This is a genomic window from Kitasatospora sp. NPDC059973 (assembly GCF_042737525.1).
Taxonomy (GTDB): domain Bacteria; phylum Actinomycetota; class Actinomycetes; order Streptomycetales; family Streptomycetaceae; genus Kitasatospora.
Genome location: NZ_JBHWUI010000181.1, coordinates 1 through 15,635, shown reverse-complemented (window position 1 = coordinate 15,635; position 15,635 = coordinate 1). Strand labels below are relative to the sequence as shown.

Annotated in this window: 12 protein-coding genes; 9 read left to right on the top strand and 3 right to left on the bottom strand. The window is 74.2% G+C overall.

What is annotated here, in order from left to right:
- The first annotated feature begins 167 nt into the window (after positions 1-167).
- The 9 genes from ACFWA9_RS33155 to ACFWA9_RS33115 all read left to right on the top strand — a co-directional run bounded on the left by ACFWA9_RS33155 (position 168) and on the right by ACFWA9_RS33115 (position 12,626).
- Positions 168-806: an NUDIX hydrolase gene (locus ACFWA9_RS33155; protein ID WP_352296117.1), complete on the top strand. Its 639-nt coding sequence runs from the start codon at positions 168-170 to the stop codon at positions 804-806.
- 324 nt (positions 807-1,130) lie between these two features.
- Positions 1,131-3,569 carry a tetratricopeptide repeat protein gene (locus ACFWA9_RS33150; RefSeq protein ID WP_380392231.1) on the top strand — a complete coding sequence of 813 codons (2,439 nt, stop codon included), beginning with the start codon at positions 1,131-1,133 and terminating at the stop codon, positions 3,567-3,569.
- 261 nt (positions 3,570-3,830) lie between these two features.
- Complete coding sequence (ald, locus tag ACFWA9_RS33145) at positions 3,831-4,946, top strand: alanine dehydrogenase (RefSeq protein WP_329490170.1); 1,116 nt, start codon at positions 3,831-3,833, stop codon at positions 4,944-4,946.
- Between the two features lie 647 nt (positions 4,947-5,593).
- Positions 5,594-6,661 carry a ParA family protein gene (locus ACFWA9_RS33140; protein ID WP_380392235.1) on the top strand — a complete coding sequence of 356 codons (1,068 nt, stop codon included), beginning with the start codon at positions 5,594-5,596 and terminating at the stop codon, positions 6,659-6,661.
- Complete coding sequence (locus ACFWA9_RS33135; protein WP_352296123.1) at positions 6,658-7,341, top strand: hypothetical protein; 684 nt, start codon at positions 6,658-6,660, stop codon at positions 7,339-7,341. Before ACFWA9_RS33140 ends, ACFWA9_RS33135 begins: the two co-directional genes overlap by 4 nt.
- A 432-nt stretch (positions 7,342-7,773) precedes the next feature.
- Positions 7,774-8,562: a segregation and condensation protein A gene (locus ACFWA9_RS33130; RefSeq protein ID WP_380392227.1), complete on the top strand. Its 789-nt coding sequence runs from the start codon at positions 7,774-7,776 to the stop codon at positions 8,560-8,562.
- Between the two features lie 452 nt (positions 8,563-9,014).
- Positions 9,015-9,608 carry an SMC-Scp complex subunit ScpB gene (gene scpB / locus ACFWA9_RS33125; RefSeq protein ID WP_380392224.1) on the top strand — a complete coding sequence of 198 codons (594 nt, stop codon included), beginning with the start codon at positions 9,015-9,017 and terminating at the stop codon, positions 9,606-9,608.
- Between the two features lie 69 nt (positions 9,609-9,677).
- Positions 9,678-11,210 (top strand): pseudouridine synthase, encoded by a 1,533-nt coding sequence (locus ACFWA9_RS33120; protein ID WP_380392222.1) that lies wholly within the window; start codon positions 9,678-9,680, stop codon positions 11,208-11,210.
- Between the two features lie 432 nt (positions 11,211-11,642).
- The gene (locus ACFWA9_RS33115) at positions 11,643-12,626 is read left to right on the top strand and encodes a helix-turn-helix domain-containing protein (protein WP_329490175.1); all 984 of its coding nucleotides are present in this window, start codon (positions 11,643-11,645) and stop codon (positions 12,624-12,626) included.
- A gap of 16 nt (positions 12,627-12,642) precedes the next feature.
- Here ACFWA9_RS33115 and ACFWA9_RS33110 read toward each other — a convergent pair whose 3' ends face one another.
- From ACFWA9_RS33110 to ACFWA9_RS33100, 3 genes are all read right to left on the bottom strand, one after another.
- On the bottom strand, positions 12,643-13,005 hold the full coding sequence (locus tag ACFWA9_RS33110) for a DUF952 domain-containing protein (protein ID WP_380392219.1): 363 nt from the start codon (positions 13,003-13,005) through the stop codon (positions 12,643-12,645).
- Between the two features lie 169 nt (positions 13,006-13,174).
- The gene (locus ACFWA9_RS33105) at positions 13,175-14,755 is read right to left on the bottom strand and encodes a mucoidy inhibitor MuiA family protein (RefSeq protein WP_380392217.1); all 1,581 of its coding nucleotides are present in this window, start codon (positions 14,753-14,755) and stop codon (positions 13,175-13,177) included.
- Between the two features lie 3 nt (positions 14,756-14,758).
- On the bottom strand, positions 14,759-15,635 hold an 877-nt coding region (locus ACFWA9_RS33100; protein WP_380392214.1), incomplete at its 5' end, for a DUF4139 domain-containing protein.

Sequence of the window (15,635 nt, the reverse complement as noted above, 5' to 3'; positions counted from 1 at the left end):
GTTACCGGGGTCTGGTTTCCCCCTGGGCGGGCCCCGGGGGGCGGGCGCGGCCCACGGGCCCCCCCCCCGGTTTTGTCGCCTACATGTCACCGGCGGGCGCCCCCGCTTTCCCCGGGGGGCCGCCGTCCGGCGTTAGATTGTGTCGTACTGACGAAAAGGGGAGAGCGATGGACGACCAGAGCATCTTTGACGTGGCCGAGGAGTGGGAGACCCGGGGGACCGGGACGCCCTTCCAGGGCAAGGTCACCGGCGTGCGCTCCGAGGAGGTCCGGATGCCCGACGGCAGCTGGGCCCGCCGCGACTACCAGACCCACCCCGGCTCGGTCTCCGTCCTGGCGCTGGACGACCAGGAGCGGGTGCTGATCCTGCGCCAGTACCGCCACCCCGTCCGCCAGCGGCTCTGGGAGCTGCCGGCCGGCCTCCTCGACGTCCCCGGCGAGAACCCGCTGCACGCCGCCCAGCGCGAGCTGTACGAGGAGGCGCACTGCAAGGCCGGCACCTGGCGGGTGCTGGTCGACTTCTACACCTCGCCCGGCGGCACGGACGAGGCGCTGCGGCTCTTCCTCGCCACCGACCTCACCGCCGCCGAGGGCGAGCGCTACGAGGCGCACGGCGAGGAACTGGAGATCGAGACCGCCCGGGTGCCGGTCGCCGAGCTGATCCGGCTGATCCACGCCGGGGAGCTGCACAACCCCACCCTGATCACCGGCACGCTCGCCGTGCACGCCGCGCTCACCGGGCCCGGCGGCCTGGACGCGCTGCGCCCCGCCGACTCGCCGTGGCCGGCGCGGCCCTTCTCGGCGTGACACCTCCGGCGTGACCTCGGCGCGGCTGCTTCGTGGGGGTGACGACTCCGCGGTGCTGCTTCGCGCGGTGACGCTTCTGCGGTGCTGCTTCGCGCGGTGACGCTTCTGCGGTGCTGCTTCGCGGGGCGACGCTTCGTGGGGTGACCTTCCCGGCGTGGCGGTGGACGGCGCGTCACCCCGCGGTTGACCCGCAGGGGTGACTTACCGGTTCGTACGACCGGATGTCACCTCGGCGGAGCCGGACGGTCGAACTACGCTTCGCAGACAGGGCGCCCGTCCCGGGCCGCCTCCGCTGAGCGCTGGGTGACGTCGGGAGTGGCACGGGTGGCGAGGAAGACGGCGACCATGGACGCGGGGCCCGGCGTATCCGTCGAGGACGTTCCCGGGCTCGACCGGCTGCCCGCCGGTCCCGCGCTGCTCGTCGGCCGGCGTGCCGAGCTCGCCGCCCTGCGGGCCGCCGCCGCACGCCCGGCCGAGGGCCGCAGCCGGGTCCTGGTGCTGGCCGGCCGGCCCGGCTCCGGGCGGACCACCCTGGCCGTCCGGTTCGCCCGCACGGTCGCCGCCGACTACCCCGACGGTGTGCTGTTCGCCCGGCTCTCCACCCCGGACGGCGGCCGGGTGCCGCCCGCCAGGGCCGCCCGCCGGCTGCTGGAGCAGCTCGGCGCGGACGTCGCGGGCGTCCCGCTGCCCGGCGCCGTCGAGGACAGCCGGGACGAACCGGCCTGCGTCGCGCTGCGCGAGGCGCTGGCCGGGCGGAAGGTCCTGCTGCTGCTGGACGACGTGCGGGACGCCGGACAGCTCTGGCCGCTGCTCGCGGACGAGCCCGGCTGCCTCGTCCTGGCCACCACCGCCGGGCCGCTCACCGGCATCGAGGACATCGACCCGGTCATTCTCGGCGGGCTCGACCGGCAGGCCTCGGGGGAGCTGCTCGGGGACCTGGTCGGCGGGACGAGGATCAGCTGCGACCCGGTCGGCGGGGCCGACCTGGCCGAGGCCTGCGCGGCCCGGCCGGCGGCACTGCGGCTGATGGCGGGGTGGCTGCGGGGCAATCCGAAGCTGGCGGTGACGGATGCCGCGAAGGAGCTGGCGCGGGCGGTGCGGGAGGCCGACGCCACGCCGGCGGGGGGCGCGAAGGCGGCCGGTGGGGTGCACGCGGCCGGGAAGACGGCTTCCGGGGGGAAGGAGGGCGCCCGGGGCGGGCCCGGCGCGTCCGGTGGGCCGGGGCGTACGAAGGGCGGCGCCCTGCACGCGGGGGCCGGTGCGGGGGTCGGTGCGGGGCCCAAGGCCGGGACCGGGGCGGACGGGCGGGCTCCGGGCGGCGCCGGGGCCGGGGCCGGTCCGGGGGACGGGAAGGGTGTCAGGCGTCCCGCCGGGCCCGCGCGGGGCGGCGCGAAGCGCGGTGAACGGCGCGGCGGGACGCAGCCCGCGGAGCACGTTTCCGCGCCGGCTCCGGAGCAGGTCCCGGCCCCGGAGCGGCCCGGCCGGCCGGGCGGGGCCGGAAAGCCGGGGACCGCCGGTACCGCTGCGGGCGGTGCAGTCGGCACGGCCGGTAGGGCCGGTACGGCCGGTACGGCCAGTACGGTCGGCTCGAAGGCCGAGCAGGTGGAGTCGGCCGCTGCCGCCGCTGCCGCCGTCCCGGTGACGGACCCCGCGGCCTGGGTGAAGCCCGGGCCCGAACCCGCCGAGCCCGTCCCGGTGCCGGACAACGATCCGCTGATCGGCGCGTTCACCCTGCTCTACGGCACGCTGTCGGCCGCCCAGGCGCGGATGCTGCGGGCGCTCACCCTCGCACCGGGGCAGACGGCCGACCTGCGGACCGCCTCGGCCCTGGTCGGCTGCCCGGCGCCGGAGGCCGCCACCATGCTGGCCGCGCTCGCCGAGCGGGAGCTGCTCGGTGCGGAGCCCCCCGCCGCCGACGGGACCCCGCGCTACCGGGTGCCCGGCCGCCTCTACCCCCGGCTGGTCCGGCTGCGGGAGAGTGAGGACCGGCCCGCCGAGGTCGAACTGGCCCGGGCCCGGCTGCTGGAGCGGCTGGTCCGGCTCACCGAATCCGCCCGCGCGCTGCTCGACCCGGCCGGCGGCCCCGGCCCCGACCCACTGCCCGGCCCGCTCCGGCTGCGCTCCGCCGCCGACGCCCGGCAGTGGCTGCTCGGCGAGCGCGACGTCCTGCTCGGCGCGGTCGCCGACGCGATCGGCCAGGGCGATCTGGACGGCTCGGCCGGCCGGCTGGTCACCGCCCTGCTCCGGGCGCTGCCGCTGACCGGCGCGGCCGCCCCCGCCGACCTCTACCAGCTGCACGAGCAGGTGCTGACCGTGGCCGAACGCCACGGCAAACCGCGCCGGGCCGCCGCCGCACTGCTCAATCTGGGGGACCTCCAGGCCGCGGCCGGCCGCTGGGAGCAGGCCTGCGCACACTACCGGGCGGCCCTGGAGCACGCCCGGTCGGCCGACGACGAGGCGCTCTGCGCCCGGGCCCTGGAGGGCGCGGCCGGCTGCTACCGGGCGCTCGGTGAGGCGGTTCGCGCCGCCGACTGGTACGGGCGGGCGCTCGCCCTGCGGCAGGCGATGGGCGACCACGCCGCCGAGGCCCGGCTGCTCGCCCGGGTGGCCGAGGCGCACACCGCGCAGCGACGGTTCGAGGAGGCCGAGCGGGAGTACCGGGCCTCCCTGTCGGTGCTGCGGAGGCTGGGCGACGAACGCGGGCAGCAGGTGGTCGGCGACGCCCTCGCGGAGCTGCGGGAACGCCTCGACGGCGGGTGGTAGGGGCGGGTTCCGGAGTATTGTCGGAGATGCCCGGTTGGCATTGCTTTGGCGGGAAGATCGCTGGGGAAGCCTACGAACCTGCCAATGTGTCCGGCAGATTTGTTCGCTTTGGAAGGCTGACACGCCGCCTGGGCTTCATTACACTCGAACTCAGTCGCGCAGCGATCCATGCCCCGGTGTCGTCCGGAGGCTTCCCCACGTGCGCGTCGCCCGCCGGTCTTCTCCGGTAGGGACCCCCATGGCAAGAGGACGTGTTTAGCCGTGAAGGTCGGCATCCCCCGCGAGGTCAAGAACCACGAGTACCGCGTGGCCATCACGCCCGCCGGCGTGCATGAGCTCGTCCGCAACGGACACGAGGTCTACATCGAGGACAACGCCGGTCTCGGCTCCTCGATCCCCAACGAGGAGTACGTGGCCGCCGGCGCCACCATCCTCCCCACCGCCGACGAGGTGTGGGCCACCGCCGACCTGCTGCTGAAGGTCAAGGAGCCCATCGCCCAGGAGTACCACCGTCTGCGCAAGGGCCAGACCGTCTTCACGTACCTGCACCTGGCGGCCGACCGCGCCGGCACCGACGCGCTGGTCGCGTCCGGCACCACCGCGATCGCGTACGAGACCGTGCAGCTCGCCAACGGCGCCCTGCCGCTGCTCGCGCCGATGTCCGAGGTCGCGGGCCGGCTGGCCCCGCAGGTCGGCTCGTACCACCTGATGCGCCCGGCCGGCGGCCGCGGCGTGCTGCCCGGCGGCGTGCCCGGCACCCACCCGGCCAAGGCCGTCGTCATCGGCGGTGGCGTCTCGGGCTGGCACGCGGCCACCATCGCCATCGGCATGGGCTACGAGGTGACCCTGCTCGACCGCGACATCAACAAGCTGCGCGAGGCCGACAAGGTCTTCGGCACCAAGATCAAGGCCATCGCCTCCAACGCCTTCGAGCTGGAGAAGGCCGTCCTGGAGGCCGACCTGGTGATCGGCGCCGTGCTGATCCCGGGCGCCAAGGCCCCGAAGCTCGTCACCAACGAGCTGGTCTCCCGCATGAAGCCGGGCTCCGTGCTCGTCGACATCGCCATCGACCAGGGCGGCTGCTTCGAGGACTCGCACGCCACCACGCACGCCGAGCCGACCTTCCAGGTCCACAACTCGGTCTTCTACTGCGTGGCCAACATGCCGGGCGCCGTCCCGAACACCTCCACCTACGCGCTGACCAACGCCACGCTGCCCTACATCGTGGAGCTGGCCAACCGCGGCTGGAAGGACGCGCTGCGCCGTGACCCGGCGCTGGCCAAGGGCCTGAACGTGCACGAGGGCCAGATCACCTTCGGCGCCGTCGCCGAGGCCTTCGGCCTGGAGTCCGTCTCCCTGGAGAGCGTGCTCGCCTGATCTCGGTTCCCCCGGTCCGGGACGGTCCGCGCCACGCCGGCGCGGACCGCTCCGACCTGGGCCGTTCCCGGTGGGACGGCCCGTAGGCCCCCGACCCTTCCTCCTCGTCCGCCAGCGGGCCGGAGGTCCTCGGATCGGGGGCTTCGCCATGCCCGCGAACGGCGCCGACACGCGCGGGTGAACGGCGCCGACGGGGGCGGGTGAACGGCGCCGACGGGGGCGGGTGAACGGTGCCGACGCGGACGCGTGAACGGGGGTGGTCGGGGTGGGTGAGCGGCGCCGATCCGGACGCGTGAACGGGGGTGATGTGGGCGGGTCGCTCTGTCGTCAATTTCTGTGGGTCGTGTCACCCGACCGCAGAAACGTTAGGGTCAAGGGCCCGCGCATCCCTTGACAGAGGGTTGCCCGATAGTCGACACATCCTGCCCACTACCGTGGATTGTGTTGCTGCGAACGCCTTGAACGGCCTAGAGTCGCAAACCGTCGGCATGCTGCCACGCTGACGAATCGACATAGAGTCCTGGATGCCCAAGGAGGTAAGACGACTTGTGAATGAGTCGACATTTGCTCCCGGGGGTGGTCAGCCAGGACTGGCGGAGCACACCGCCGTCCAGCCGAGTGAGGAGTCCGGGGCCCGGCAGGCCACCGTGGGCTCGGCCGAGGTCGGCTCGGTCGCACTCCGCACTTTCGAAGCACGACAGAACACAGCACAGGTGACCACGGTGACCGACTACGACGTCGACCTGCCGGCCCACGGCCTGGCCTACGGCGAGTTCGCCTACGGCGCCTACGACGACCCGGACGCCGAGTACGAGCCGGACCCGGAGTACGCCGCCACGCTGGCCCCCGACGCCGCGCGCCAGCGGCGCGAGCGGGTCGGCCCGACCGGCCGTCCGCTGCCGTACTTCCCGATCCCCGCGCCGGTGGCCGAGCACGGCCCCGCGCAGATCATCGCGATGTGCAACCAGAAGGGCGGCGTCGGCAAGACCACGTCGACCATCAACCTGGGCGCGGCGCTGGCCGAGTACGGCCGCCGGGTGCTGCTCGTGGACTTCGACCCGCAGGGCGCGCTCTCGGTCGGTCTCGGCGTCAACCCGATGGAACTCGACGTCACCGTCTACAACCTGCTGATGGAGCGCGGCCTGACGGCCGATGAGGTGCTGCTGAAGACCGCGGTGCCCGGCATGGACCTGCTGCCCTCCAACATCGACCTCTCCGCCGCCGAGGTGCAGCTGGTCAGCGAGGTGGCCCGGGAGTCCGCGCTGGCGCGCGCCCTGAAGCCGCTGCTGCCCGACTACGACTTCGTCATCATCGACTGCCAGCCCTCGCTGGGCCTGCTGACGGTCAATGCCCTGACGGCCGCTCACAGCGTCATCGTTCCGCTGGAGTGCGAGTTCTTCGCGCTGCGCGGTGTCGCGCTGCTGACCGAGACGATCGAGAAGGTCTGCGAGCGGCTCAACCCCGAGCTGCGCCTGGACGGCATCCTGGCCACCATGTACGACTCGCGCACCGTGCACAGCCGTGAGGTGCTGGCCCGGGTCGTCGAGGCGTTCGGCGAGCACGTCTTCCACACCGTCATCGGGCGGACCGTGCGCTTCCCGGAGACCACCGTCGCCGGTGAGCCGATCACGACGTACGCGACCAACTCGGTCGGTGCCGCCGCCTACCGTCAGCTCGCCAGGGAGGTGCTCGACCGGTGCCGCCCCGCCGAGTGAGTCTCCCGGGTGCCGACGAGCTGTTCCGGACCACCGGCGGGATGGCGCTGTCGCCGTCCCTCGCGCCGCGTCCGGCCGCCGAGGCGCCCAGACCGGAGACCGCGCGGGCCGTCAACGGTGCCGGCCCGGATGGTGCCGAGGGCGCCGACGACGGCACCGGCGGTGCCGCGGGCCGTGCGACCGGGGGCGCCGCGAACGGCGGCGAGGCCGGTCGGCCGCGCGAGCACCACTCGGCGGGCGGCGCCTCGGTGCCGGCCCCCGCCCAGCCGGGCGGGGCCCAGGGCATCGGGCAGTCCGGCGCGGCGGGCAGTACGGCCGGGGGCGCGGCGGGTGCCGCGCAGGCCGGTAAGACGGCTCAGGGCGGCCGTGGCGCCGCTCCGGCGCCGCGCCAGCACGCGGGTGCCACCGAGGACCAGGCGGGCGCCACAGGGCGCCCCAGGCCGCGTGGACGGGCTCCGCGCCGCCCCACCGGGCGAGAGCGGCACGACGAGAAGATCACCGTGTACGTGTCCGCCGAGGAACTGATGGACCTCGAACACACCCGGCTGGTGCTCCGTGGTGAGCACGGGCTGGCGGTGGACCGCGGCCGGATCGTCCGGGAGGCGATCGCGGTCGTGCTGGCCGATCTGGAGCAGCGCGGCGAGGCGAGCATCCTGGTGCGGCGGCTGCGCGGGCGCTGAGGCCTGCGGGGCGCCTTGTGGCGCCTTGTGGCGCCGGTGGTGCTGGTGGTGCCGGTGGGCTCGTGATGCCTCTGGGGGGCGCTGGGCCGGTGGTCCGGCGTTGTACCGGTGACCGGCGGCGCCCGGCGGTGCGTGCGGCGTGTCGGCGGCCCCGGCGCGGGGCGGGCGGCGGCCGCCGGGTGAAGATGGACCGTTATGCCGAGCACCCCCGAACCGCCCGCCGCCGGGTCCGTCGCTGCCGATGGGACCGCCGGATCCGATGTGTTTCTCGGGGTTGGTGGGTCGGGTGGGGCCAATGGGTCCGTCAGGTCCGGTGAGACCGTCGACGCGGGCGTTCGCGTCGCTGCGGGGGCCGATCCGGGTACGGCAGAGGGGTCGGCCGCGGCAGACGGGACGGGGACGGCCGCCGGTTCGCCCGGCGGTGGCTTCCGGGTGCGGCTGGAGAACTTCGAGGGCCCCTTCGACCTGCTGCTGAGCCTGATCGCCAAGCACAAGCTGGACGTCACCGAGGTGGCGCTGGCCACCGTCACCGACGACTTCATGGCGCACATCCGGGCCATGGGCGCGAACTGGGACCTGGACGTCGCGACCGAGTTCCTGGTGGTCGCCGCGACGCTCCTCGATCTCAAGGCCGCCCGGCTGCTGCCCGCCGCCGAGGTCGAGGACGAGGAGGACCTCGCCCTGCTGGAGGCGCGCGACCTGCTCTTCGCCCGGCTGCTGCAGTACCGGGCCTACAAGCGCGCGGCGGCCCTGTTCGGCGACCGCTGGGCCGCCGAACTGCTCCGGCGCCCCCGGACCGTCGGACTGGAGCCCCACCACGCGCAGCTGCTCCCCGAGGTCGTGATCAGCATCGGCACGGAGCGGTTCGCGCAGCTGGCGGCGCGGACGATGGCGCCCAGGCCGGAGCCGGTCGTCTACGTCGACCACATCCACAGTCCGCCGGTCAGCGTGCGGGAACAGGCCGGGCTGGTGGTCGGGCTGCTCACCGAGCTGGGCGAGGCGTCCTTCCAGCAGCTGGTCGCCGACGCGCCGGACACCCTGGTGGTGGTCGCCCGCTTCCTGGCCCTGCTGGAGCTGTACCGGGAGCGGGTGCTCGCCTTCGAGCAGCCCGAGGCCCTGGGCGAGCTGCTGGTGCGCTGGGTGGCCGAGGAGGACCGGGGTGCGGTCGAGGTGACGGACGAGTTCGACCGGCCGGCCGGTGAGCAGAAGGAGGAGCGATGACGACTGGGGCGGACGGCGGGGAGCGGCCGGTGCGGCGTCCGCTCGGCGTGCCGGGGCAGCCGAGGGCCCAGGAGTGGCTGGAGCCGGCGCCGGGGGTGGCCGGGGAGGCGGTGGCCGGGGAGGGGGAGGTCGCTGCCGCGCCCGTGGTTCCCGTGCCTCCTGGTGCTTTCGCTGCTCCTGGTGGGGCGGCTCCTGGTGGATCGGCTCCTGGTGGGGCGCGGGGGGTCGAGCCCGGTCCGGTGGCGTCCGAGGCCCTGGTGGTGCACCAGAAGTCGGCCCCGTCGACTTCCGGTGCGGGGGGAGGCGGGCGGGTGTCCGCGGCGCCTGTGCCAGTGCCTGCGCCTGTGCCTGCGCCTGCGCCTGCACCAGCGCCTGCGGCGCCCGCGTCCGGGTCCGTCGGGCTTGAGGCGGCGGACGGGCCCGGGCTGAGGGCCGAGCTGGAGGCGATTCTGATGGTTGTCGACGAGCCCGCCCGGGAGGCCCACCTGGCGTCCGTCCTCGAACGGTCGCGGGAGGAGGTGGCGTCGGCGCTGCGTGAGCTGTCCGCCGAGTACACCGCCCAGGGCCGGGGCTTCGACCTGCGGCTGGTCGCCGGCGGGTGGCGGTTCTACACCCGCGCGGACTGCGCGGCGGCCGTCGACCGCTTCGTCCTGGACGGCCAGCAGGCCCGGCTGACCCAGGCCGCGCTGGAGACTCTGGCGGTCGTCGCCTACCGGCAGCCGGTGTCCAGATCACGGGTCTCAGCCGTCCGTGGTGTGAACTGTGACGGCGTGATGCGTACCCTGGTACAGCGAGGACTGGTGGAAGAGGCCGGATCCGAGCCCGAAACAGGTGCGATCCTGTATCGGACGACGAACTACTTCCTGGAACGGATGGGGCTCCGCGGCCTGGATGAGCTGCCGGAACTCGCTCCCTTCCTGCCCGAGGTCGACGACGTGGAAGCGGAGTCCCTGGAGGGCACGATGATCGCGGAGGCGGTCGCCGCCGCTGCCGCGCAGGCTGCGGACGGCAGTGGCGAAGCCGATCGGGCTCCGCTCGATCGATAGGGGGGCGGTGAGGTCGGCCGAAACGACCGCACAGCCCAATCCCAGACGGAACGACGTACGGACACTTTGATGCGTAGCAGTGGCAACGGCAGGAACAGCAGCGGCGGCGGCGGCGGTCGCGGCGGACAGGGCGGGGGCCGGAGCGGCGGCGGCTCCCACGGGGGCGGCGCGGGCCGTGGCGGATCGGGCGCTCCGCGCGGGGGTTCGTCCGGCGGCGGCTCGCAGGGCGGCGGTTCGTACGGCGGGGGTTCCTACGGCGGTGGCTCCGGCTCCTCGCGGGGCGGGTCCGGTTCGTACGGTTCGGGTTCGCGCGGCGGCTCGTCGAGTGGTGGGTCCTACGGCGGTGGCTCCGGCTCCCGCGGTGGGTCCGGTTCGTATGGTTCGGGTTCGCGCGGCGGTTCGTCGGGCGGCGGTTCGTACGGTGGTGGCTCCGGCTCCTCGCGCGGTGGGTCCTACGGCGGCGGGTCCGGCTCCTCGCGCGGTGGGTCCTACGGCGGCGGGTCCGGCTCGTCGCGCGGTGGGTCCTACGGCGGCGGGTCCGGCTCGTCGCGCGGCGGCTCCGGCTCCTACGGTCGCCGGGACGACCGCCGGGACGACCGGCGCGACGACCGCGGCTTCCTGGAGCGCCCCCTGCGGCCCGAGGAGCGGCGCTACGACCGCCCCGAGTTCGGCGGCGGCCCCAACGCCACGCCGGCGCGCGGCGGCTACTCCGGGCGCCGTCCCAACCCGGCACCGCGGCCGCGCCGTGAGGGCCAGGGCGCCCCGGGCGACCCGCGCCGTCAGCCGCAGCGTTCGCGCGAGCTGCAGGCCAAGATCGAGGACGCCGTTCTGGCCCGGCACGACAAGCCGGCCGTGAACCTGCCGAAGACCGCCGGCGAGCCCGAGGGCGAGCGCCTGCAGAAGGTGCTGGCCCGGGCCGGCATCGGTAGCCGCCGGGCCTGCGAGGAGCTCATCGAGCAGGGCCGGGTCGAGGTCAACGGCAAGCGCGTCACCGAGCAGGGCAAGCGGGTCGACCCGCAGAACGACGAGATCAAGGTGGACGGCCTGACCGTCGCCACCCAGTCGTACCTGTTCTTCGCGCTGAACAAGCCGGCCGGCGTGGTCTCCACCATGGAGGACCCGGACGGTCGCCAGTGCCTCGGTGACTACGTGACCAACCGGGAGACCCGGCTCTTCCACGTCGGTCGTCTGGACACCGAGACCGAGGGCATCATCCTGCTCACCAACCACGGCGAGCTGGCCCACCGCCTCACCCACCCGCGGTACGGCGTGACCAAGACCTACCTGGCCGCGATCCAGGGACCGATCCCGCGCGACCTGGGTAAGCAGCTCGCCAAGGGCATCGAGCTGGAGGACGGCTTCGCCCGGGCCGACAGCTTCAAGGTGATCTCCAATGTCGGCAAGAACTACATGGTCGAGGTGACCCTGCACGAGGGTCGCAAGCACATCGTCCGCCGGATGCTGTCCGAGGCCGGCTTCCCGGTCGAGAAGCTGGTGCGCACGCACTTCGGCCCGATCGCGCTGGGCGACCAGAAGTCCGGCTGGCTGCGTCGTCTGACCAACCCCGAGGTCGGTCAGCTGATGCGCGAGGTCGGCCTGTAGGAATCTGTAGACCGGTTGATAGAGGGTTTCTCTGTAGACCGGTCGACATATTCTGGCGATCTCTGTAGATCGGTCTGCAGAGTTGGCGGCGTTTCTGTGGACCGGTCTGCATAATCGGGGGCCGGTTCTGTAGACCGACCGACATATTCGCGGACCGTGTCTGTAGACCGGTCTGCATAATCCGCGACAGCGGGACTGCGCCGGTAGACCGGTCTACATATTCGGGTGTTTCGGGAGGGTCTCCCCGTCGAGTGGCGGGGAGACCCTCCTGCTGTTCGGCGGGTCCTGCTGTGAGCAAGGACGCATCGCCTGGTCATCGCCTTGTCAGCGCGATGATCCGTGGCCGAAGATTGCCACCTGACCACGACCCGCCGAGTGGCGGGACTGCGCCACCGGGGGCGCGGGCGGGAGTCGAGACGGGGGAGCGGCGTCGTGTCCGATGCACCACTCAGCACACTGGGACTGGCCGCGCCGGACGGTCAGGTCTACGCGGCGCTGGTGGCCAACCCGCAGTCCACCGCGGAGGACCTCGCGACCTGCTGCGGTCTGACACTCCAGCAGAGCGTCCGCGCGCTGGACCGATTGGCACAGCAGGGCATGGCGACCAGGGCGCCGGTGGACCGCCACCGCTTCCTCCCGGTGGCACCCGATGTCGCGATCGGCACGCTGATCGGCCATCGCGAGTCCGAGCTGCGGCACGCCAGGGCCGAGATGCACCGGCTGATGGACGCCTTCCGGGAGGCCTCGCGCTACACCGACCCGGCGCACTCGGTCGAGGTGCTGACCGGCGGCGAGGCGATCGCCCAGCGGCTGGAGCACATCACCGAGACCAGCCAGTACCAGGTCCGCGGCTTCGACTGCCCCCCGTACATCCAGGACCCGGTCGCCAACATCCCGCTGCAGCGCGAGCGGATGCGGGAGGGGCTGCGGTTCCGGACCATCTACGACCGGGAGGCGGTCGCCTGGCCCGGCCGGCTGGAGAAGAACATCCTGGCCGGCGTCGCGGACGGCGAGGAGGCGAGGGTCCGGCCGGTGCTGCCGATGAAGATGATCATGTCGGACGACCGGATGGCCATCATCCCGATCAGCGTGGGCGACAGCGTCCTCGACGCGGCCTACGTGATCCACCCGTCGGCGCTGCTCCAGGCCCTGGACACGCTGTTCGAGGCCGAGTGGGAACGGGCGGTCCAGCTCCAGTCCGCGATCGGCGCCGCCGAGGGCGCGCTGGAGCCGGAGGCCGACCACCGCAAGCTGCTCGGCCTGCTGGCGGCCGGCCTCACCGACGAGTCGATCGCCCGCTCGCTCGGCTGGAGCGCCCGGACCACCCAGCGCCGGCTGCAGAGCCTGATGCGCGAGCTGGGCGCCACCACCCGCTTCCAGGCAGGAATGGCGGCCCGGGAGCGGGGCTGGCTGTAACCGGGCCGGTGGCGGTTCAGCTCCAGGGCGTGAGGTTCGTCCAGTGGCCGTCCGGGCCGCGCTCGACCTTCTCCAGGCCGACCACGGCGGACCGGTTCAGCCGCCCGTAGATGTGCGGGAACAGCACACCGGGGGTGGCTCCGGGCGGCGGTGCGCCGTTCGGGGCCTCCCACTTCACCATCGGTTCCACCAGCGACTCCTCGATCAGCAGCACCATCAGCGGACCGGGAGTGTCGGCGTAGAAGGCGTTGGCCACCGCGAGCGCCGTCCGCTCGTCCGCCGAGCAGTGGATGAACCCGTCGGTGAGCAGCGAGGCGGTGGCGTACGGCCGGCCGGGGTCGGCCAGCCAGTCGTCGAGGGGGGCGAGGTGCAGGATCATGTTCCTGTTGTACCTGAACGGTCGTCACGGCGAGGGCGCGGCCGACCGGGTTCGGGCGCCGGTGTCACAGGTCGTGGGGTCGCAGGTGATGGGGTCGGAGGCGCCGGTGTCACAGGTGATGGCGTCGCAGGCAGTGGCGTCGCAGGCAGTGGTGTCGCAGGCAGTGGTGTCACAGGCCCGCCACCTTCGCGGAGGCGGAGATCTCGTACACCAGCGTCACCGTCCGGCGGGCGCCCGGGCCGAGCGGGAGGTCCCAGCGGACGATGCCCTCGGTGTCGAAGGCGTCCGGAGCCGGGGAGCACTCCTCCTTGCGCAGCCGCACCTCGACCGCCGAGACCTCGGAGACCGGTACCCGCTCGCGCACCGTGACCAGCTGCTCGTCCCGCTCCTCCGGGCCCGAGAAGCGCGAGATGTGCAGCCGGACCGTCCGGGTGGTCACCGATCGCTGGGTGAGCCCCGCGGTGCCCTGCCGTTCGTCGGTCTCCCGGACCACCCGGTAGCCGTCCGAGCTGCCGAACGCCAGCTCCGCCTCGCCGCCCGCGGCGGTGAAGGGCAGCTCGCCCCGGCCGGTGAAGCCGCTGCCGCGGATCAGTTCCACCGGGCCGGCGAGCAGCGCGTGCCCGGCCGCGTTGCGGAACCGGACCACCTGGGTCACCAGCGGCGACAGCTCCGGGGCGCAGGCGTACTCGCCGGTGGCGGGCGCGGTGAAGGAGCCCAGCGGCACCCGGTGCGCCCGGCCGTCCGAGGGCACGGTGGCCGGCGTGGGGGCCCGCAGGATCCGGACCTCGCCGCCGTCGTCCACCCCCGGCACGGCCTCGGACGGGCCGAGGGTGCTGATCGTCTCCTCGCGCAGTTCGACCTCGACCGTGCGCCGCTCCTCGGCGCTGCGCTCGCGCAGGGCCAGCACGTCCTCGCTGATCGCGGGCGGTGCGGTGGCCAGTGCCGAGCGGGCGGTGGAGAAGGTGAGCCGGGCGCCCGTCCAGTCCTCGCCGGTGCGCTGCCAGACCACCGCCTCGGACTCCAGGTGGAGCGACCCCTCGGCGAGGGTGGCCCGGTAGGAGGGCCGCCAGACCGCGCACGGCACCAGGTGGCTGACGGTCAGCCGGGCGGGTCCTGCGGCGGCCGCCTCGACGGTGAGGTCCAGGTGGGCGACCAGCTCGGCGGGCTCCTCCTCGGCCTCGTCGAGGGCCGTCCGGGCCTCTGAGCGCTCGACCTCCAGGTCGCGCAGCCGGGAGTGGGCGGCCCGCAGCTCCTCGCCGTACCGTTCGCGCTCGGCGTCCACCCGGTCCAGCTCGCGGGCCCAGCGGGCCCGTTCGACCTCGCCGGCGCCGGCGCCCTCGCCGACCTCGCGGAGCAGGTCGGCGGAGAGCTGGGCGAGCAGGGCCAGCCGGGCCTCCAGGCGGTGGCGCAGCTGGTCCTCCTGGCGGGCCCGCACGTCGAGCTCGTGGACGCGGTGGCGCAGCGCGGAGTCGTCCGGACCGGGCGCCAGCGGGGCGCGCGGGGTCCAGGCGCGGACGATCCGGGCGTCCAGGACGCGGGGGCCCGCCACCCCGGGCGACTCGGCGTCGGCGGGGGTGAGGCCGGTGGCTTCGGCCCGCAGGGTCCGGTCGACGGCGAGCGCGGTGATCGGGCCGAGGCGCAGCCGCTGGACGCCCGCGGCGAGGTCGACGGTCACGGCGCGCTCGACCTGGCTGCGGTCCTCCAGGCAGGTGACGGCGGTGACCGGGAGGGGGATGGTGTCGCTGCTCATCGTTCAGTTCCTCCGGTTTCCACCGACGATGGCCTTTCCGGCCGGGATTCTGATCTGGTACCCGCCGTCGAGTTCGGCCCGCCCGCCCGGCGGCAGTTCGACCCGCCAGAGCCGGCTGCTCGGCGGGCACTCCGGGGAGGGGACGGCGGGCGCGTGCCAGTCGGCCCGTTCCTCGATCCGGATCTCGCTGTCCGGGGCGACCGGCACACGCTCGCGGACCTCCACGGTGACGGCGTGCCCGAGCCGGTTCGCGAGCTCCACGTGCACCCGGTGGTCGAGCACGGTGCTGGTGTTCAGCATGCCCGTGGTGGACTCGTGCAGCTCGGTGCGGCGCGCGACCTCGACGCTCTCGGTCACGCCGGTGCCGAGCCGGCACGTCCCGCCCGGCGCGAGGGTGGGCAGGGCGGCGGTGAGCAGGAACTCGTCGTCGACGGTGACCTCGACCGGACCGGCCAGCACGGCGTGGGCCGTCCCGTTGGCCAGCACCAGCGTCCCGTAGACCTTCTCCTCGACGGAGGGGACGGTGACGTACTCGGGCCGGACGGTGACCGGGATCTCGCCGATCGTGACGGTGTGCCAGGTGCCGTCGGACGGGATGTCGGCGGGGGCGGCGGCGTCGAAGCGGTGGTCGAAGGAGCCGGCCGAGGCGCGCGGCGGCACGGCGTGGCGGGGGAGCGGCAGGCCGCTCAGGGTGGAGCCGGTGGGCGTCGGGCGGGTCGGGGCCGTGGGGTGGAGGGTGCCCCGGCGGGCGGCGGGCTCGTCGGGGCCGGCCAGGACGAGCGTGGGGTAGTCGAGCAGCGTGGCGCCCGGGGCGGGGGGAGCCGGGGGCGCGGGCGGGGCCGCGGCGGCGCCGAACCCGTCGGCGAACGCGGCCTCGGCC

Excerpts from the sequence above, each read along its gene's own strand:
- ACFWA9_RS33155 (WP_352296117.1), top strand. The coding sequence starts at position 168 with ATGGACGACCAGAGCATCTTTGACGTGGCCGAGGAGTGGGAGACCCGG.
- scpB (WP_380392224.1), top strand. The coding sequence starts at position 9,015 with ATGGTTGTCGACGAGCCCGCCCGGGAGGCCCACCTGGCGTCCGTCCTC.
- ACFWA9_RS33120 (WP_380392222.1), top strand. The coding sequence starts at position 9,678 with ATGCGTAGCAGTGGCAACGGCAGGAACAGCAGCGGCGGCGGCGGCGGT.
- ACFWA9_RS33110 (WP_380392219.1), bottom strand. The coding sequence starts at position 13,005 with ATGATCCTGCACCTCGCCCCCCTCGACGACTGGCTGGCCGACCCCGGC.
- ACFWA9_RS33105 (WP_380392217.1), bottom strand. The coding sequence starts at position 14,755 with ATGAGCAGCGACACCATCCCCCTCCCGGTCACCGCCGTCACCTGCCTG.